17 protein-coding genes and 1 other annotated feature are annotated in these 19,673 nt (G+C 36.8%); all 17 genes read right to left on the bottom strand.

Annotated features, from left to right (window positions below):
* Positions 1-25: 25 nt before the first annotated feature.
* Positions 26-655 carry an orotate phosphoribosyltransferase gene (gene pyrE / locus M9426_RS07575; RefSeq protein WP_060799968.1) on the bottom strand — a complete coding sequence of 210 codons (630 nt, stop codon included), beginning with the start codon at positions 653-655 and terminating at the stop codon, positions 26-28.
* Positions 655-1,359, bottom strand: a complete 705-nt coding sequence (pyrF, locus tag M9426_RS07570) for an orotidine-5'-phosphate decarboxylase (RefSeq protein ID WP_250341842.1) — start codon at positions 1,357-1,359, stop codon at positions 655-657. Before pyrF ends, pyrE begins: the two co-directional genes overlap by 1 nt.
* Positions 1,360-1,366: 7 nt before the next feature.
* Positions 1,367-2,482 (bottom strand): peptide chain release factor 2, encoded by a 1,116-nt coding sequence (gene prfB, locus M9426_RS07565; RefSeq protein ID WP_250341841.1) that lies wholly within the window; start codon positions 2,480-2,482, stop codon positions 1,367-1,369.
* Positions 2,483-2,906: 424 nt separating this feature from the next.
* Entirely contained in the window at positions 2,907-10,142 is a 7,236-nt protein-coding gene (locus tag M9426_RS07560) for a stalk domain-containing protein (RefSeq protein ID WP_250341840.1), read from the bottom strand.
* 738 nt (positions 10,143-10,880) lie between these two features.
* Positions 10,881-11,150, bottom strand: a complete 270-nt coding sequence (locus M9426_RS07555; protein ID WP_250341839.1) for a rhodanese-like domain-containing protein — start codon at positions 11,148-11,150, stop codon at positions 10,881-10,883.
* A 55-nt stretch (positions 11,151-11,205) separates the two neighbouring features.
* On the bottom strand, positions 11,206-11,583 hold the full coding sequence (locus tag M9426_RS07550) for a RidA family protein (protein WP_250341838.1): 378 nt from the start codon (positions 11,581-11,583) through the stop codon (positions 11,206-11,208).
* Between the two features lies 1 nt (position 11,584).
* Complete coding sequence (rsfS, locus tag M9426_RS07545) at positions 11,585-11,929, bottom strand: ribosome silencing factor (RefSeq protein WP_060799431.1); 345 nt, start codon at positions 11,927-11,929, stop codon at positions 11,585-11,587.
* Positions 11,930-11,937: 8 nt separating this feature from the next.
* Positions 11,938-12,816, bottom strand: coding sequence for an LCP family protein (locus M9426_RS07540; protein WP_250341837.1), 879 nt, complete (start codon positions 12,814-12,816; stop codon positions 11,938-11,940).
* Positions 12,813-13,385 (bottom strand): bis(5'-nucleosyl)-tetraphosphatase (symmetrical) YqeK, encoded by a 573-nt coding sequence (yqeK, locus tag M9426_RS07535; RefSeq protein ID WP_250341836.1) that lies wholly within the window; start codon positions 13,383-13,385, stop codon positions 12,813-12,815. The genes M9426_RS07540 and yqeK overlap by 4 nt, the downstream gene beginning before the upstream one ends.
* Positions 13,375-13,983 carry a nicotinate-nucleotide adenylyltransferase gene (nadD, locus tag M9426_RS07530; RefSeq protein ID WP_250341835.1) on the bottom strand — a complete coding sequence of 203 codons (609 nt, stop codon included), beginning with the start codon at positions 13,981-13,983 and terminating at the stop codon, positions 13,375-13,377. Before nadD ends, yqeK begins: the two co-directional genes overlap by 11 nt.
* Complete coding sequence (gene yhbY / locus M9426_RS07525; RefSeq protein ID WP_005956645.1) at positions 13,983-14,270, bottom strand: ribosome assembly RNA-binding protein YhbY; 288 nt, start codon at positions 14,268-14,270, stop codon at positions 13,983-13,985. The genes nadD and yhbY overlap by 1 nt, the downstream gene beginning before the upstream one ends.
* A 12-nt stretch (positions 14,271-14,282) precedes the next feature.
* On the bottom strand, positions 14,283-15,551 hold the full coding sequence (gene obgE / locus M9426_RS07520) for a GTPase ObgE (RefSeq protein ID WP_250341834.1): 1,269 nt from the start codon (positions 15,549-15,551) through the stop codon (positions 14,283-14,285).
* A gap of 225 nt (positions 15,552-15,776) precedes the next feature.
* A complete protein-coding gene (gene tnpA, locus M9426_RS07515; protein ID WP_250341816.1) occupies positions 15,777-16,259 on the bottom strand; it encodes an IS200/IS605 family transposase in 483 nt (160 codons plus the stop codon).
* A 172-nt stretch (positions 16,260-16,431) separates the two neighbouring features.
* The gene (gene rpmA / locus M9426_RS07510) at positions 16,432-16,731 is read right to left on the bottom strand and encodes a 50S ribosomal protein L27 (protein WP_005956665.1); all 300 of its coding nucleotides are present in this window, start codon (positions 16,729-16,731) and stop codon (positions 16,432-16,434) included.
* Positions 16,724-17,062: a ribosomal-processing cysteine protease Prp gene (locus M9426_RS07505; protein ID WP_250341833.1), complete on the bottom strand. Its 339-nt coding sequence runs from the start codon at positions 17,060-17,062 to the stop codon at positions 16,724-16,726. Before M9426_RS07505 ends, rpmA begins: the two co-directional genes overlap by 8 nt.
* The gene (gene rplU, locus M9426_RS07500) at positions 17,062-17,367 is read right to left on the bottom strand and encodes a 50S ribosomal protein L21 (protein ID WP_195443234.1); all 306 of its coding nucleotides are present in this window, start codon (positions 17,365-17,367) and stop codon (positions 17,062-17,064) included. The genes M9426_RS07505 and rplU overlap by 1 nt, the downstream gene beginning before the upstream one ends.
* Before the next feature lie 11 nt (positions 17,368-17,378).
* Positions 17,379-17,446 (bottom strand) — a sequence feature (ribosomal protein L21 leader region).
* 309 nt (positions 17,447-17,755) lie between these two features.
* Positions 17,756-19,666, bottom strand: a complete 1,911-nt coding sequence (gene thrS / locus M9426_RS07495; RefSeq protein ID WP_250341832.1) for a threonine--tRNA ligase — start codon at positions 19,664-19,666, stop codon at positions 17,756-17,758.
* Between the last annotated feature and the right edge of the window lie 7 nt (positions 19,667-19,673).

Genomic DNA, 19,673 nt, shown 5'->3' with positions numbered 1-19,673 from the left:
TTGTCTTCTTTACCCAAAAAGAGAATTATGCATTCATCCAGGAAGAATCCTTTGGATTGTCCCTAAATAATTTTAACTTTTCGATTTCACTTTCTTTTATATAGTCCATTTCATGTGCAACTTCTATTAATTCATCAAAGTTTGTAAGTGAGTGGTGTTTAAAGCCAGCTTCCTTAAAGTTTTCTTCAGCATTTTTCATATTATAAGTGAAGATACTCACGATGCCAAGGACTTCATAACCTACTTCTTCAAGGGCCTTTGCAGCTTCAATTGATGAGCCACCAGTTGAGAATAAGTCTTCGATAACTACAACTTTTGCTCCTTCAATTTTTGCACCTTCAATTTTATTTTGCTTGCCGTGGTCCTTGTTGGAAGATCTTACAAAGCCCATAGGAAGACCCATCTTATCGGCAATAATAGCTGCGTGAGGGATACCTGCTGTTGCAGTCCCCATAATATATTGAACTTCTGGATATTGATCCTTAATTAAATCAACTAGACCCTTTTCTACTGTGCTTCTATCTTCTGGATAAGAAAGAGTTAGCCTGTTGTCGCAGTAGATTGGAGATTTTATGCCAGATGCCCAAGTGTAAGGATCTTCTGGCGAAAGAGTAACAGCCTTTAATTTTAATAAAATCTTTGCAATTTCTCGCATTATTTTCCTCCTAAAAAGTCTTTTTTGATTTCTCTATATTCCTTTAGTGGGTCTTCTGCCTTAGTGATTGGTCTTCCCACAACAATGTAGTCAGAACCAAGCTCCCTTGCCTCGCTAGGAGTTACAACCCTCTTTTGGTCATCAGTATTTTTTACCTTCCTGATACCTGGAGTAACTGTTATAAAGTCCTTGCCCAAGTTTTCCTTAATCTTTGGCACTTCAAGGGCAGAACAAACAATACCACTTAGGTTGGCTTCCTTAGCAATATTTGCATAGGCAAGAACAACCTCATCAAGGGACTTGTCCTTGTCAATTTGAAGTTCCCTGTGCATGACATCTTCATCAGTAGAAGTAAGCATAGTAACCCCAAGAGTAATAAGGTCGCTCTTTTCCTTTTTAACAATTTCGCTGGCATCGCTTAACATCTTCTTGCCCCCAGCAATGTGGTAATTAATCATGTCAACATCAAGAGCAATAAGGGAATTTGTGGCTCCCTTACAAGTGTTTGGAATGTCGTGAATTTTTAAATCCAAGAAAATCTTGTGACCAAGCTTTTTAATTTCCCTAATAATACTTGGACCTTCCTTGTAGAAAAGTTCCATCCCAACCTTTACATAGACTTTTTCATCCTTAAAGACCTTTAAAAAATCAAGAGCCTTATCTCCACTTGGAAAATCTAGTGCAATAATTACATCCTTTGCCATATTAACCTCAGCTTTCTCCAGTCGCCTTATCTTGTAAGTAGGCGTTAATAAAGATATCTAAATCCCCGTCCATTACCTTTTCCACGTCACCAACATCTACATTAGTCCTGTGGTCCTTGACCATAGTGTAAGGTTGGAATACATAAGACCTAATTTGTGAACCCCAAGCAATTTGTGAATAGTTACCTTGAAGGTCCTCGATTTTTTCCTTCTTTTCTTCTTCAGCAAGGGCAACAAGTTTTGCCTTTAACATGTTCATTGCCTTTTCCCTGTTTTGAATCTGGCTACGTTCATTTTGACATTGAACTACAATGCCTGTAGGAATGTGAGTGATTCTAACAGCTGAGTCAGTAGTGTTAACGTGTTGTCCACCGGCACCAGATGACCTGTAAGTGTCAATCTTTAACTCTTCATCCTTGATTTCAACTTCTGTGTCGTCATCAATTTCTGGGAAGACATCCACAGATGAGAAGGAAGTGTGTCTTCTCTTATTGGAGTCAAAAGGCGAAATCCTAACAAGTCTGTGAACTCCCTTTTCTCCTTTGAGGTAACCATAGGCATTGTCTCCAGAAATTTTAAGAGTAACAGACTTAATGCCAGCCTCATCTTCCTTTAAGAGGTCAAGAGTTTCAACCTTGAAGCCCTTGTTCTCAGCGTACCTAGTGTACATCCTTAGAAGCATGCTAGCCCAATCTTGTGCCTCAGTTCCACCAGCACCAGCGTGGATGGAAAGAATTGCATCGTGAGAATCGTACTCGCCATTTAATAAAGTATTTAATTTAAATTCAGCAGTGTCCTTTTCAATCTCATCAACGAGATCTTGGAAGTCAGAGTAAGAAGAGTAGTCATCCTCGATTTCCATAAGGGCAATAAGGTCCTCTGCGTCAGTAATCAAGTCAATTAACTTGTCGTATTGATCTATCTTTCTTTGGTATGAATTAGTTTCACGTATAACTTTTTGAGCGCTATCATTGTCGTCCCAAAAACCTGGTTCCATTTGTTTTTTGTTTAGCTCAACAACTTTCTCCTTAAGAGAATCAATCTCAAGAGATTCGCCAAGAGACTTAGTAGTAAGCTTGGAATTTTCCAGGCGCTCCTTATCTAAATAGATATTTTGCTCCATAAAAATCCTCCTTTGTATTGCTTATTTTAGTATAACACAGTTGCTATAATCACACTAATATTTTGTTGTAATATGGGAATAAAATTTGACTTAATGTATTGATTAGAACTATTTTAATTTGAATTATAAATTATTACAACTTTATAAATTTTCACAAGTTCATAAATTTTTACAACTTCATAAATTCTCATAAGTTCATATATTTTTACAACTTTATAAAATTTTATAAAGTACTAATCCCTTATGACTTTGTAGTTCCTTATTACTTCATAGTTATTTATGACTTTATGGTTTGTTATTGCATCATAGTTTGTTATGACTTCATATTTACTTGCCAGATCATAGGACTTGTTTGTGAAATAATTTGACTAAATAAGCATAAAAAAAGAAGAACCCCTGAGGGTTCCTCTTAATTATTAACAACTTATCTTCTAATATAAATTGTTGCACTCTTATCTTTTTGTTCCCATTCAATATCTTGATCAGCCTTGTCTTTAGTATTTCCGTTAGTTAAACCAAATACATTGGCTACGTTAGTAACAGAAACTAGGATTCTGTCGTTGATATTAAGTGGCTTAGAGTCCATCTTAACAGTCTTGCCGTTAGAAAGAACTATTTCATCACTGTCGATTTGGATTGATGCTGTCAAACCATCTTTTGTGAATGTTGCAGTTCTTGTCTTTGCATCCCACTTAACATCTGCTTGAAGTGCTTCAGCTACATATCTAAGTGGTAGCATTGTTCTGTTATTTTGTAGAACTGGAGTTACGTCCATTAATCTCTTAGTTACAACTCCGTTTCTAACAACTTCGTATTCAAACTCGTTGATGTGGAATATATACCACAAAGTGTCACGAACTTTCACACCAGTTTCAGTCTTTTCTGGAACTGTAACAGTCACTGGATGAGTTGGAGTCTTGTGGTCTCTGTATCTAATTCCAGGGATGTTATATGATCCATCAAAGTATCCTGGTCTGTATCCATTATCATCATGTCCCATAGAGTGTCCAAGGATGTCTATGAAGATAACTCTTTCTTTTCCGTCCTTATTTATTGTAACCTTAATAGGTCCATCAACATCCTTACCAGGTTTAACAATAATGTTTCCATTATTATCTACATATACAGGTACATAACTTCCATCTTCATCAATGGCACTAATATCATTTGAGTCAACGCCATCTCCTGCTTTTATACCAGTATCTTGGTAATCATCAGTTGGAAGAAGAGTCTTCTTTCCATTGTCTGGAGTAGTATCAGCTGCCTTAACAGTTTGTTTTGGTGTTAATTTACCAATTTCTTTTCCATCTTTGTCTGTTACAGTTACTGTTCCGTCATTACCTACAGTTACTTTCGCATCTTTTGGTAGGTCTGGATTTGCTTTCTTAACTGCATCTTCAACAGCTTTCTTTTCAGGTTCTGTTAGGTTAGATGGGTCAGCTACTTTAACTGGTTCTGCTGGAGCTACTACTGTTCCTGCTTCATCAGCTTTCTTAACTGTCTTATCTGGAGTTAATTTTCCAAGTTCTTTTCCATCTTTGTCTGTTACAGTTACTGTTCCGTCATTACCTACAGTTACTTTCGCATCTTTTGGTAGGTCTGGATTTGCTTTCTTAACTGCATCTTCAACAGCTTTCTTTTCAGGTTCTGTTAGGTTAGATGGGTCAGCTACTTTAACTGGTTCTGCTGGAGCTACTACTGTTCCTGCTTCATCAGCTTTCTTAACTGTCTTATCTGGAGTTAATTTTCCAAGTTCTTTTCCATCTTTGTCTGTTACAGTTACTGTTCCGTCATTACCTACAGTTACTTTCGCATCTTTTGGTAGGTCTGGATTTGCTTTCTTAACTGCATCTTCAACAGCTTTCTTTTCAGGTTCTGTTAGGTTAGATGGGTCAGCTACTTTAACTGGTTCTGCTGGAGCTACTACTGTTCCTGCTTCATCAGCTTTCTTAACTGTCTTATCTGGAGTTAATTTTCCAAGTTCTTTTCCATCTTTGTCTGTTACAGTTACTGTTCCGTCATTACCTACAGTTACTTTCGCATCTTTTGGTAGGTCTGGATTTGCTTTCTTAACTGCATCTTCAACAGCTTTCTTTTCAGGTTCTGTTAGGTTAGATGGGTCAGCTACTTTAACTGGTTCTGCTGGAGCTACTACTGTTCCTGCTTCATCAGCTTTCTTAACTGTCTTATCTGGAGTTAATTTTCCAAGTTCTTTGCCATCTTTGTCTTTTACAGTTACTGTTCCGTCTTTACCTACTTCGATTGTTGCATCTTTTGGTAGGTCTGGATTTGCTTTCTTAACTGCATCTTCAACAGCTTTCTTTTCAGGTTCTGTTAGGTTAGATGGGTCAGCTACTTTAACTGGTTCTGCTGGAGCTACTACTGTTCCTGCTTCATCAGCTTTCTTAACTGTCTTATCTGGAGTTAATTTTCCAAGTTCTTTTCCATCTTTGTCTGTTACAGTTACTGTTCCGTCATTACCTACAGTTACTTTCGCATCTTTTGGTAGGTCTGGATTTGCTTTCTTAACTGCATCTTCAACAGCTTTCTTTTCAGGTTCTGTTAGGTTAGATGGGTCAGCTACTTTAACTGGTTCTGCTGGAGCTACTACTGTTCCTGCTTCATCAGCTTTCTTAACTGTCTTATCTGGAGTTAATTTTCCAAGTTCTTTTCCATCTTTGTCTGTTACAGTTACTGTTCCGTCATTACCTACAGTTACTTTCGCATCTTTTGGTAGGTCTGGATTTGCTTTCTTAACTGCATCTTCAACAGCTTTCTTTTCAGGTTCTGTTAGGTTAGATGGGTCAGCTACTTTAACTGGTTCTGCTGGAGCTACTACTGTTCCTGCTTCATCAGCTTTCTTAACTGTCTTATCTGGAGTTAATTTTCCAAGTTCTTTGCCATCTTTGTCTTTTACAGTTACTGTTCCGTCTTTACCTACTTCGATTGTTGCATCTTTTGGTAGGTCTGGATTTGCTTTCTTAACTGCATCTTCAACAGCTTTCTTTTCAGGTTCTGTTAGGTTAGATGGGTCAGCTACTTTAACTGGTTCTGCTGGAGCTACTACTGTTCCTGCTTCATCAGCTTTCTTAACTGTCTTATCTGGAGTTAATTTTCCAAGTTCTTTGCCATCTTTGTCTTTTACAGTTACTGTTCCGTCTTTACCTACTTCGATTGTTGCACCTTCTGGTAAGTTTGGATTTGCTTTCTTAACTGCATCTTCAACAGCTTTCTTTTCAGGTTCTGTTAGGTTAGATGGGTCAGCTACTTTAACTGGTTCTGCTGGAGCTTTAATCGCCATTTCTTCAACTGTATCTGCTTGTGAAAGTTCTCCAACTTTTTGGTTTTCGCCTTCGCCAGATACTACTGTAACTGAACCATCATTTCCTACAGTTATTTTTGCATCTGCTGGTAAATCTGGATTTGCTTTCTTAACAGCTTCTTTAACTTTATCCTTTTCTTCTTGTGTTAAGTTTGTCTTATCTGCAACTTTTGTTTTTTCTGGTACATTTAATGGAATAATCTTATCAGCATCTGTTACTTGTCTAACTGTTTTAGATGCTGGGATCTCTTGAGTTTTTGTTGTGTCATCAGAGTTTTTGCCCATAGGTACTGTTACTGTACCATCATCTGCAACTTGGATTTCGTTATCTGCGAATCCAAGGTCTGGGTTTGCTGCTTTAACTGCATCTCTTACTTTTGTTTTTTCAGTTTCATTAAGTTTTTCAAGATTTCCTACTGGTGTTATTGCTGGGTCGTTTAATGTTTTGCCAGCTCTATCAAATGGTTTTACTGTGTCTTTTCCTTCTAATTTACCAGTTTTAGTACCATCTGTAACTGTTACATTACCCTTATCGTCAACAGTAACTACTGCATCGTTGCTTAACTTAGTTTTATTTGCTTCTTTAACTGCTGCAGCAACTTTATCTCTTTCTGTTTGTGTTAAGTTTGTTATATCTTTTACTTCAGTCTTATCTGGAGCAGTCAAATCAAGAATTGTATCTTTTTGTACAACTGTTTGATCAGGTGTAAATGAACCTACCTTACCAGCTTGGTTAATTTTTACAGATCCGTCATCATTTACTGTAATATCTTCATCCTTGAAGTTTCTGTCTGAGTTAGCTTCCTTAATAGCATTTTTAACAGCTTGTTTTTCTTCAGGTGTTAGTTTTGTTTTATCAACAACCTTAACTGGTTCTTTTGGTGGGTTGAAGTTATTTTGAACTTCTTTTTGTTTTACAGTTTTATCTGGTGTCAAAGTTCCAGTCTTGCCATCTTTAGTTTTTACTGTAACTGTACCGTCATCTGCAACTGTAATTTCAGCTTTTGTTAGAGTTGGGTTAGCTGCAATCACAGCATCTGCTACTTTGCCTTTTTCATCTGAAGTTAAATTCTTAGTGTCTTTTACTTCAACAGGTGTTGGATTATTTAATGTTAATTCTTCAGCAGTCTTTTCCCAAACTGCATATACAGTCTTTGGTGATGTTACATCATTTAGAATATTAGCATCAGCTTCTTTTGCATCTTTTGTTGCTGCCCAACCTAAGAATTTATATCCAACTCTTGTTGGGTCAGCTGGTTTTGTTACATTTCCACCTTCAACTTTAACATTAGTTGTGTCCTTACCATCACCAAACTTACCTTGATTTGCATCAAAAGTAACTGCTACATCTTCTGAATAAACAGCGTAAACAACTAAATGTTTTGTTATTGGTGTTTCGTTAGTAAAGACTTGTTCTTTTGCTAGTTTATTAAAGTCATCAGCTGTAACAACTGCCTTGTCGCCTAAAGCTTTTTTACCTTCTTCAGTAACCCAACCTAAGAAGTTCTTTCCTTCTAGTTTTGGTGCTTCTGGGAATTTATCACCAGTGTCTTTTTTAACATTTGCACCTTCAAAACCATTAGGTTTGTAGTCTTTTTGGTCGAAGAAATCAACGTTATCTGGTGCTATCTTAACAACTTTATCAACTTGTTTATCGCCTTCTGTCAATTTACCAGTATTTGCATCAAACAATACTCTTGCCCTAACTCTTGTTTCGTAAAGGTCAGATGGTAGTGATGATCCGTCTGATGCTGTTGAAACAAACTTCATATCCTTTAATAAAGTTAGTTTTGTTTCAGTTTTATCATCTGAATGATAAGGAAGCATCTTTGTTAAGTCAACCTTATATTCATAAGCAGTATATTCTTTGCTATCTCCTGCAAACTGAGCGTCAAAGATATCAGACTTCGGAATAGTAATCTTCTTACTTACATCCTTGCCAACTAAATTACCATCTTTATCATATTCGTTTTCGTCAGCTTCAACTTTTGCATAAAGCTTGCCAGTTTTACCTTCTTCGTAAAGTGTTCTTACCTTACCACCGTCATACTTAGTGTAGCCGACAAATTCTTTTGTGTCCTTCTTAAAGTCATCATTGCTTGCTGGCAATACCTTTGGATCCTTGTAGAAGTCATCTGTTCCATCTGCATAGTCATTTGTAAATAGCACTTGGTATGGAGTGTAAAGTGACTTGTTTATAGAAAGGATTGATGATTTGTCTGAGGAGTCAGTCCATGTAAGTTCCTTAACAGTATCTTGAGCTTTTGTTAGTTCTCTATATTTGAACCAAGATGTTTGATCTTCTAATTTAGTGCCCTTTTCATCATAGGATTCTACAATTATATCTTCACCTGGTTTTAATTTCTTTGTGTTGATATAGAAGTTACCACCTGTTGATAATGTTACTAAATTTGAACCTCCATCCATAACCTTGTCTTTATTGTCAAAGCTCCAGAATCCTTTAGGTTCAAATTTCTTTTCAGCTTTGGTTCCGTCTGCAAGTGTGTATTTTAGAATGTAGTAACCTTTTTTACCTTCCTTATAAAGGTGCATATTGATATTTCTATCTTTTTGTAATTTTAATGTTGCTCCACCTTCATTTAGCTTTGTTCCGTTGTGGATTTCAAGGAAGTTTACAGGCTTGTCATGGTCTTTTGCATATGGCATGTAAACTTTTATCTTGTCTCCAGGTTTTACAGTAGCACCTTCTCTAAGGTCAAACTTATAGATACCATCTGCATATCTTTCGATGGTTTCAATACCCTTATCAGAAGTTATATAGTAAGAATAGTATCCTTGTTGCTTTCTAATGACGGCATCATCGTTACCGATTTGAAGCATGATTTGCTTGTCTGCAGGGTCAGTAGTTGTGTCTATTATAAAAGATTCGCCTTCATTAGCTACATAACCGTCTTTATATTCTTTTTCATAGACAACCCAGCCTTCTGTATTTGGATTAGTCCAGCCAGATATCATTGAGTAATTAAGCTTTCTAGTCTTATTACCGCCGCTCAATTCATCTCTACCTGCAAAGGTATCTTCAAATTTTGATTTGTCAACAACATAGTCAATGGCTGTGATGTAGTACCCTTGAATCATAGTGTGTTGGTCATGTTTTGGTATTTCAACCTTTTTAACTCCATCTTTTTGGAAGTCATGAGTACCAATAACCAGGTAGGCAAGCTTACCATCTTTTGTTATATTAAAGTCGTCTTTCTTAAAACCAACATTTTTAGACCATTTTGACTTAAGTCTTGTATTTTCAAGAACGTTAACATAAGCTACATTGCCTTTGTCATCTGCCTTCAAATACTTAAGAAGATTAGCATCAAAGGCTTGGGTAAAGGCAATTGGTTGTCCACCAGTTGTAGGTGAAGCGGCATTTCCAGCTCTTTGACCTGTATATTGAGTCCTGATTATACCAAGATTCTTTTCGTCCTTGTATTGCTCTGGATTGGCAATAAATTCGGACATAACAAATTCTTGAGCCGTTGCATTCTTGCCATCTGATTGGTAGCCACCCTTAATAAATAGTCTGTTCACCTTATCTTCAAGAGAAACTGATGTTGTCTTGGTATAAGTGGAATAGTCCATGGATGTACCCTTTGGAGCATAAGCATAGATCCTTTCACCCTTTTTGTCAGCAAGTCTCATTTGAACGATGTAGTTCTTTTGACCTAAGTCTTTAATTGTTACGCCTTCTTTTAATACAAGGTTAATAGGAAGGTTCTTTCTTTGGTTTGTTAAGTCCCCTCTCAATACACCTAGGTCGACAATTCTTTCCTTACGGTCATTAAAGGGCTCTAGATTGCCCTTTTTAGCTTCGTTGCCAAGAGTATTAACTCCAACCATGTAGGACTTGTCGTAGTCGATGTATTGATCAAGGTCTCCGAAGTTAAATATAGCTCTGTACCAAACAGCAGTTGCTGCTGCACCCTTTTCCTTGTAAACCATTCTAAGAACAGTCCTGCCGTTGGCATCGACAAAGTTCCCGTCGTAATCGATGTCGTTCATTTCGACTGGGTCTGATGTAGTAACTCTTACAAGTCTTTGTTTGTCGCCAACAGGCCAACGTGACTTGTCTTTGATTTTGTTTTCCCAGTTTGCTTTGTTGTAGTAGGTTGCACTTGATAAAGCATCAGTATTTTCAGCTCTTACAGCTCCATTAATTTTAGGTGATGAAATACCAAGTTTATCTGCTGCTTCTATAGTTGCCTTTTCTGTACCTGTCATATTAGTAGCAAATACGTTATATGGTATAACGCTTGCTAACATTACACCTGATAGAGCATAGGCTGCGACCCTATTGGTGTTAAACTTTTTCCTCTTATTATCCATTATTTCTCCTTTCATTATAGATTAGTTACTTCTTTTAAGTTTTTAGTTTATATTTTACTTATATATTGCTACTTATCCATCTCCCTCCAAAGAGTTTTTTCATAATTAATAATTTTTATGAACTGTTAATTGAATAGACTAAATACTTTTATGGTCTTCTATTCTTAATAAATAATTATAGCACAACAATATAGTAAATAAAGAGAATTAAAAAAATTTACGTTGATAATATTGATAACGTTTATTTTTCAAAACCTTTAAGTTAAAAATTCTATAATTTTTATCAACTTATAAAAAATCTCTTCATTTTTATAAAATTAGATTTACAGAAAGCTTGATATAAATAAAAAATTCCTTTTAGAGTTTTTTTCTATGTTTTATTTTTTAATATAGTTAATAGAAGTTTATTTAATTTTTTAAGATTATCATTAGCATCTTTACCCAAAATAATTTTTTTAACTATGACTTAGCAGCATCTTACAACTTTTTAATTCCTTATTACCTTGTAATATCTAATAACTTTGTAAGGTCTTATAACTTTATAGTATGTTATGAATTGCTGGAAAGCTACAACTTCATAAGATAATGTGAGTTTATTAAAAAATCCTATCTTGCAACAACTTATCACTTAATAAACAGTCATAAGTTAAAAAATCCCACAAGATTTCTCCTGTGGGATATATTTTTATTTTCTATTAGCTTGTAATTCTCCACGACTTACTTAACTAAGTCGCCCTTTTAATTTATTATGCCGCCGTCTAGGTTTATGGCCTCATAACCTATTTGGTTTAGATATTTTGCCACGTTGTAGGATCTTACTCCTGACCTGCAAAGGATATAGATTTCTCTGTCTTTTGGGATGTTGTTAAGCCTATTTGGAACTTCATTCATGGGGATGTGGATGGCTCCCTTTATGGTGCCCGTTTCTTCTAGCTCGTAGTCTTCTCTCACGTCTATAATTATGGGGTCCACAACCCTATCTATCTCGTTAACATTTATTTCTTTCATTTCTAGGTCTACCTCTTTGTTAAAAAAAAGAACCCTCTCGGGTCCTTTTTAGAAATTATTTTACTGCTATTGCTTCGATTTCTAGAAGGCCACCCTTTGGTAGCTTTGCTACTTCTACGCAAGATCTTGCTGGTTTGTGGTTTGTAAAGTATTCTGAATATACTTCGTTTACTGCTGCAAAGTCATTTACATCGTCTAGGAAGATGTTAACTTTTACAACTTTGTCTAGGCTTGAGCCTGCTTCTTCTAGGATTGCCTTGATGTTGTCAAGACTTCTTGCTGTTGCTTTTTTGATGTCATCAGTGATTAGTTCACCTGTTTCTGGAACTAGTGGAAGTTGTCCTGATGTAAATATAAATCCGTTAACTTCTGTTGCTTGTGAATAAGGTCCCACTGCTCCTGGTGCCTTATCTGTGTGTAATGTTTTTACCATTTTACTCCTCCTCTTTTGTTTCTTGGTTTTCTTCCCACAATCTTTCTAGATTGTAGTATTCTCTCTCGTCCTTGTGGAATACGTGTACTATTATATCGCCAAAGTCTAAGATTATCCACCTTGATGAGTTTTTGCCTTCTTGGTTTTGTGGTCCTTCTCCCTTTTCAGATAGTTTCTCGTCGATTTCTCTTGCTAGGGCATCAACTTGTGTTGATGAGTTACCACTTACTATTACGAAGTAGTCTGCGATTGATGTCATACCTTGGATGTCTAGGACCTTGATGTCGATTCCCTTTTTGTCTTCACAAGATTTTACTATGATATCTAATTTTTCTTGAGTTGTCATTTTACCTCCTATTTAAAATTATTTTCCAATAACATTACTTGTATTTTGTTGTCATTTGGTATGAAGTAGGACACTCCTCCCATGTATTTTGGAGCTCCCGGTAGGGTGTTGGTCACTATGTCTTCACTTGTCACGTGACGCATTTTTGCTGCGATTTTTATAAGTTTCTTTACAGGGATGTTGTTTTCTGTGTAGGAAACATAGGATGAAAGTAATAGTGGTGCCTTGACTAGGGTTTTTGGTTCTTTCATCTTGGATAGGATGGCTGACATAAATTGTTGTTGTGCCTTTACTCTTCCAAGGTCTGCGTCCTTATAACCCTTCCTAAATCTCAAAAATCCTATGGCATCGTAACCCTTTAGATTTTGTCTGCCTGCCTTTATGTCTATTGTTAGTGGTGGGTCTGCTGTTGGGTCCTGGTACTTCATATCTATTGGGACATCAACTTCTACTCCGCCAATTTTATTTACCACATCTTCCACAAACCTGTAGTCCACTGTGACGTAATATTTTATATCTGTTCCAAGAAGTTTGTTCACTGTGTCAAGGGTAAGCTCGCTTCCTCCATACTTGAAGGAGTGGTTGATCTTTGTCTTTTTATATCCCTTTATCTTTGTGTAGGTATCTCTTGGGATTGAAATTATATTTACTTTTCCAGTCTTGCCGTCTAGGTTTACTACCATTATTGTGTCAGACCTTGCGTTGTCTGCTTTTTTTGCATCAAGGGAGTCTACTCCCAACATCAAGAATTGTAGGTCTTCGCCGCCTTGGTCAAGCTTATTTGCATCTTCGCCTTCAAAAAAGTAGAAGTAGCCTGCTACTCCTGCAAGGGCAAGTATTAGTATTAATATTATTGTTGTAAAAAAGGCTTTAAAAAAAGTTTTCAAGGATTCAACTCCTTATAATAATTTCTAGCTGTCACTGTCGTTGGCACTATGTAAGTGTCGTGTTCAACTAAAAATTTTAATGTGTTATTTAGGGCGAAATACATGGCTGCGTCAAGGTCTTTCTTTGCAAGCTCTCTTGCCTTTTCCACCCCATCAAAGTTTCTCATGGGCTCGATGTAGTCTGCCAAGAAAATTATTTTTTCTAGGTCTGACATATTTGCCCTGCCTGTTGTGTGATAGGTGATGGCATTTAGGATGTCCTCATCTTCTATGCCATAAAGTTCTCTTGCATAGAGGGCTCCAAGATAGGAGTGGATGATTTGTGGTGCCTTAATCATCTCCTTTGTTAGGAGAAGTTTATTTTCCTTTACTGCCTTCATTAGCTTTTCATGATCTCTTATCTTAGCACAGTCGTGTAAAAATCCTGCTACTTCTGCACTTTCTAGGTCAACATTATGAATTTTTGCAAGTTCTATTGCAGTGTCTCTCACCCTTAAAGTGTGGAGAAATCTTTTTTCTCCTATCCTATCACGTATTTCTTTTTCATATTTTTTTAAATTATAGGTCAACTTTGTAAAACCCACTTTCTTCTATATAATCTAGAACTTTTTTTGGAATTAAATATCTTAGAGACTTGCCCTCACGAATCCTATCTCTCAAGTCAGTGGAAGAAATTTCATAGAGAGGGGTCTTAATAAGATTTATTTTTGTCCCAAAGTTCTCTCTTAAAAAGTCTATCTCCTTATTTACTTCTTCTTTATCAAGATAGCCTGGTCTTAGGGCAACTACAAATTCTATCTCTTGGGATAGGTCCCCTATCTTCATCCATGTCTTAAGTTGGAAGAGGGAGTCCAAGCCTATGAGGAAATATAATTTTTCTTCCTTGTAGATTTTTTTTAGTTCCCTAATAGTGTCCACTGTGTAGGACTTCTTGACCCTAGTGGTCTCTATGTCTGATATTTCAAAATCTGGGTTTGGAGAAATGGCAAGTCGCACCATCTCGTACCTGTCTTCTGCTGAAAGCTCAAGTTCCTTGTGGGGTGGGTTGCCTGTTGGTATAAAGATTACCTTGTCCAGGCCCATTTCCTCCTTGATATACTCGCATATCATGAGGTGACCATAGTGGATGGGGTTAAAGCTGCCTCCAAAAATTCCGTACTTTTTCATTATAATTCTATTTTTTTATTTTCTTTAGATTCCCTATAAATTGTAAGCTTCTTGCCAATTTTTTGGACAAATTCTGCTCCTGTTGCATCAAGGATGTCATCGACAATTTCGTCAACTTCCACTGGTGCATTTTGTAGGACATTGATTTTTACAATTTCGTGGTCTTCTAATAGTTTATCTATTTGACTTAAAAAGCCTTCATTGATTCCGTCTTTTCCCAGTTGGATAAGTGGGTCCATGTTGTGGGCAAGGCTCTTTAAATAGGATCTCTCTTTTCCTGTTAACATTATATCACCTGCTTATTCAAAAAATTCAAATTCGTATTCGCCAATAAATACTGAGCAGCCGTCGTGGGCTCCAAGTTCTTCAAGTTTTTCTACAACCTTATTCTTTCTAAGGTTTTCTTGGAAGTATTTAAGTGAATCGTAATCATCGAAGTTTGTAGAGCGAAGGAGTTTGTCAATGTAAGGTCCTTCAACAAAGTATTCTCCTTGTTCCTTGAAGACCCTGATGCCTTCTTCTCTCTTAACTTCTTCTACGTGTTCTATGTCGTAGGTTTCATAATCTGTGTAGTCCACTTCTTGAAGTTGTCTATAAGTTTCCTTCATTAGCTTGTCTACATTTTCTGTTGTGGCACAGGAACCCGCAATTATTTCATACTTGTCCCCAAGCTCTTCTCTTAATTTCTCAAGATTTTCTTCTGCACCTGGGACATCAGTCTTGTTGGCAAAAATAATTTGCTTCTTTTCTCCCAGCTTTTCATTGTATCTCACAAGTTCTTCATTGATCTTGTAGAAGTCTTCCACTGGGTCCCTGTACTCTGATCCAGAAACATCAAGGACGTGGATGAGGATGCCTGTCCTCTCAACGTGTTTTAGGAATTCGTCTCCGAGACCAATTCCTTCTGATGCTCCCTCAATAAGTCCAGGTATGTCTGCTATAACAAAGGATTCGCCCTCATCAATTTTCACAACGCCAAGGTTTGGAGAGAGGGTTGTAAAGTGATAGTTGGCAATCTTTGGTGTGGCAGATGTAACTATGGAAAGTAGGGTTGACTTACCTACGTTAGGGAAACCAACAAGTCCCACATCGGCAAGGAGTTTAAGTTCCAAGATTATCTCTCTTTCTTCTCCCATGTTGCCTGCTTGGGCAAAGGCTGGCGCCTGTCTAGTGGAAGTCTTGAACCTGGCATTACCCATGCCGCCACGTCCACCCTTGCAGACAGTTACAGCCATGCCATTTTCCTTTAGGTCGTAGATAACCCCATTGGTATTAGCGTCCCTAATTAGGGTTCCCACTGGTACCTTTAGGACAATATCTTCTCCGTCTTTTCCAAATTTTAATTTGCTCATGCCGTTTTGTCCGTTTTCGGCCTTGTATTCTCTCTTGTATCTAAAGTCCATCAAAGTGTGAAGTCCAGAGTCTGTCATTACAATTACATTGCCACCTCTGCCTCCGTCGCCGCCAGCTGGTCCTCCTGCTGGTTCGAATTTTTCTCTTCGCCAAGCGACAGCGCCATCTCCACCTTTTCCGGCTTTTAATTTTATTTTAGCTATATCTATAAACATTTTTACCTCGCATCTTCTAAAATTATATCACAGAATTAGCACAGAATTGTAGTGAAAACTTGAACCTTATGTCAAATATGTAAAATCTTTGTGAAAAATAGACTTTACTCTTAATCATAACCACCGGCTAAGCCGGTGGTTTGTTTTGCCCCTATAAGGGGCTGTTACCGGCAGCATTCCATGCTTTGAACTTTCTTTCTCGTGCACCAATTTTCACAGCTGGTGCTAAAGCACCTTATTTTTGCTTTTGTTTACTTGCTCACCCGTGAACAGGTCTACAAATTCCTTTATGCTTATTCGATCTGCCATGTAATCTTCTTTTAATTGATTTTTTATATATTCTTGTATCTTTTTCGCATTCTTTCCTGCTGTATCTACGTAATATCCTCTACACCAAAAGTGTCTATTCCCATATTTGTATTTTAAATTTGCATGCCTATCAAATATTATTAGACTACTTTTCCCTTTTAAATATCCCATTGTTTGAGATTTGCTGTATTTCGGTGGAATTTCCAACAACATATGAATATGGTCTGGACAGCATTCTGCTTCTATTATATTTATTCCTTTTCTGTCACATAAATCCCTTAATATTTTTCCTATATCTTGTTTTAACCTTCCATAAATTACTTGTCTTCTATATTTTGGAGCAAATACTACGTGATACTTACAATTCCAGGATGTATGTGATAAACTATTTTTATCCATTTTAGGATACCTCCCTTTTCTATTTATGCTACTGCCAGTAACATTAATAGTTTATCACGGGAGGTTTTTTGCTTTAAGCTAAAGCTTTATTTTTCTACCACCAGCATAGCTGGTGGTTTATTCATGCTGAAGCGTACAAAAAAATAAAAGCAAGGTTTCCCTTGCTTTATCTTTATGCTAATTCAACTTTTTCTTCTTGGTAAACATTAGCGAATTTCTTTCCGCCTTTGCCCTTAGTTGTGAATCTTAAAATTCCATCAGCTGTTGCAAATAAAGTGTCATCTGACCCTCTCATTACATTTTCACCTGGATGGATTTTAGTCCCTCTTTGTCTAACGATAATGTTACCTGCTAGAACAAATTGTCCGTCGCCTCTCTTAACTCCAAGTCTCTTTGAGTTTGAGTCACGACCGTTCTTAGAAGAACCTGCTCCCTTTTTTGAAGAAAAAAGCAATAAATCAAATTTAATCATTTTGCACCTCCACCTTCTTTAGTGTCAAATATCCTGGATAGGTCTCATCAATGAGTTCTATCCCTTTAATCATAAATTCAAAACAAGTTTGAATATCATTTCTTTTAAAAATATCACTTTTTAAAATTTCTATTTTTAACATTCCGTCGCCCTGTGAGTCTCTAATGTCACTTTCATTTAATCCCAACTTATCTATTAAGGTAAAGTATAGGGTTTGAGTGAGAGTGGATATGCTGGAGCAGACAAGTTTGTCAAATTCTCCCTCTGCGTGACCACAAGACTTAAATCCATAGTAATAATCGCCCTTTTTGTAAAGGTCAATCCTAGTCATTAGTTAATACCTGAAATTTCAACTAAAGTGTATGGTTGACGGTGTCCGTTTTTCTTTCTTTCGTTTTTCTTAGATTTGTATTTATATACGATAACTTTTTTAGCCTTAGCTTGAGCTAATACCTTAGCTTCAACCTTAGCACCCTCAACGTATGGAGTACCAACTTTTGGCTCGTCACCAGATACAAAAACAACCTTGTCAAAAGTTACAACGTCGCCTTCATTTGCATCTAATTTTTCAACTCTAAGTTTGTCACCAGCTTCAACAGTGTATTGTTTTCCGCCTGTTTCAATAATTGCGTACATTTGTAGCACCTCCTCATTACAAGACTCGCCATCCTAGGTACCGAAGTTTAAAACCTATTCTGTGCGGTTACATCAATGTATTCTATCACAAGGACCAAGCTTTGTAAAGAAATTTTATAAATATTTATGGCTTTATTAATTTTTATGTCCTCATAATATTTTACGACTTTATGAATCTTTATAAGCTTGTAAAAATCCATGACCTTGCAAGTCTTTAGGACTTCATAAAATTTTATGACTTTATGAATCCTTATGACTTTATAATATCTCACTTATCCATAAAAGTCTCTGGCTTTATAAAAAATTATTAACTTATAAAAATTTCCACAAAAATAGCAGGCCCTTTAGACCTGCCAAGATTTTATATTTTATTTTTTTCAAGTACAAGTTAGTCAGTGATTGTCTTGTTTTTAATTTCTTCTTTAAGTGATGCGATAAATTCATCTACATCAACATCTTGAACTTCTTCTCCATTTCTCTTTCTTACTGAAAGTTTGCCAGAAGTTTCTTCTTTTTCACCAATAACTAGCATGTAGTTGATCTTCTTAACTTGTGCTTCTCTAATCTTGTAACCAACTTTTTCAGCACGTCCGTCAAGGTGAACCCTAAGTCCTGCTGCGTGAAGTTTATCTGCAATAGACTCAGCAAAGTCTTTAAACTTGTCTGATACTGGGATAACTTCAACTTGTACTGGAGATAACCATAGTGGGAATTTACCAGCAAAGTGTTCGATTAGGATACCCATAAATCTTTCAACTGATCCAAGCAAGGCCCTGTGAAGCATAACTGGTCTCTTTCTTTCTCCGTTTTCATCAACATAAGTTAAGTCAAAGTTTTCTGGAAGTTGGAAGTCAAGTTGGATTGTACCACATTGCCAAGTTCTACCAATAGCATCTTCTAGGTGGAAGTCAATCTTAGGGCCGTAGAATGCTCCGTCGCCTTCGTTAATTGTGTATGGAAGATTCTTTTCTTCTAGGGCTTCTTCTAGGCTTTTTTCTGCAAGATTCCAAGCGTCAAGTTCTCCCATATAGTCATCTGGTCTTGTTGAAAGTTCTATTGAATACTTAAATCCAAATGTTGAGTATAGGTAGTCTGCAAGGTCAATCATCTTAAATACTTCGTCTTTAACTTGTGAGAACAAGCAATAAACGTGAGCATCGTCTTGAGTAAATGTTCTTACCCTAAATAGACCGTGTAGGGCTCCAGAAAGTTCGTGTCTGTGAACTATACCATATTCAGCAAGTCTAATAGGAAGGTCCCTATAAGAGTGGTTGTTTGAATTGTAAACAAGGATTGAGCCAGGGCAGTTCATTGGTTTAACTGCGTAGTCGCCGTCATCAATCTTTGTGAAGTACATGTTGTCCTTGTAGTGGTCCCAGTGACCTGATCTGTGCCATAGGGCTTCGTTTAGGATAATTGGTGTTAGGATTTCTCCATAACCATTTTCTTCAAGAACTCCCCTCCACCAGTTTAATAGGTTGTTTCTTAAAATCATTCCATTTGGGTGGAAGAATGGGAAGCCAGGTCCTTCTTCGTGCATGCTAAAGAGATCAAGTTCCTTACCAAGTTTTCTGTGGTCTCTCTTTTCAGCTTCTTCACGTCTTGTGATATATTCTTCTAGTTGTGATTGTTTTTCAAAGGCAATACCGTAAAGTCTTTGTAGCATCTTATTGTTAGAGTCACCTCTCCAATAAGCACCTGCTATTGAAAGAAGTTTAATAGCCTTGATTTTTTTAGTTGAAAGAAGGTGAGGTCCCTTGCAAAGGTCAAGGAAGTCGCCAATCTTATACATTGTGATTTTTTCATCTGCTGGAAGGTCATTTATTAGTTCAACCTTGTAGTCTTGTCCCTTTTCTTTGAAATATTTAAGAGCTTCTTCTCTTGAAATTTCAATTCTTTCTACTGGAAGATCCTTCTTTGCAATTTCCTTCATCTTGTCTTCAATTGCCTTAAAGTCTTCTTCTACAAATCTGTGTTCAAGGTCAAGGTCATAGTAGAAGCCTGTTTCAGTTGAAGGTCCAATGGCAAATTTTGTATCTGGGTAAAGTTCTTGAATTGCATAAGCCATGATGTGAGATGCAGTGTGCCAGAAAATTTGCTTGCCTTCCTTGTCTTCAAATTTTACAACCTTGAAGTCAGCATCTTCATAAACCTTGTCGTCAAGGCCTAGGATTTCACCGTTAACTACTGCTCCAAGAGATTGTCTCAAAAGACCTTCTGAGATATCTCCAGTAATTTGAGATACCTTAACTCCTTTTTCATATTCTTTTTGTGATCCGTCTGGGTATTTTATAATCATTTTATCC

The organism is Peptoniphilus genitalis, assembly GCF_023614525.1.
Classification (GTDB): Bacteria; Bacillota; Clostridia; order Tissierellales; family Peptoniphilaceae; genus Peptoniphilus_A; species Peptoniphilus_A genitalis.
Note: the sequence above shows the minus strand (reverse complement) of the source record. Positions and strands in the feature narration are given on the sequence as shown.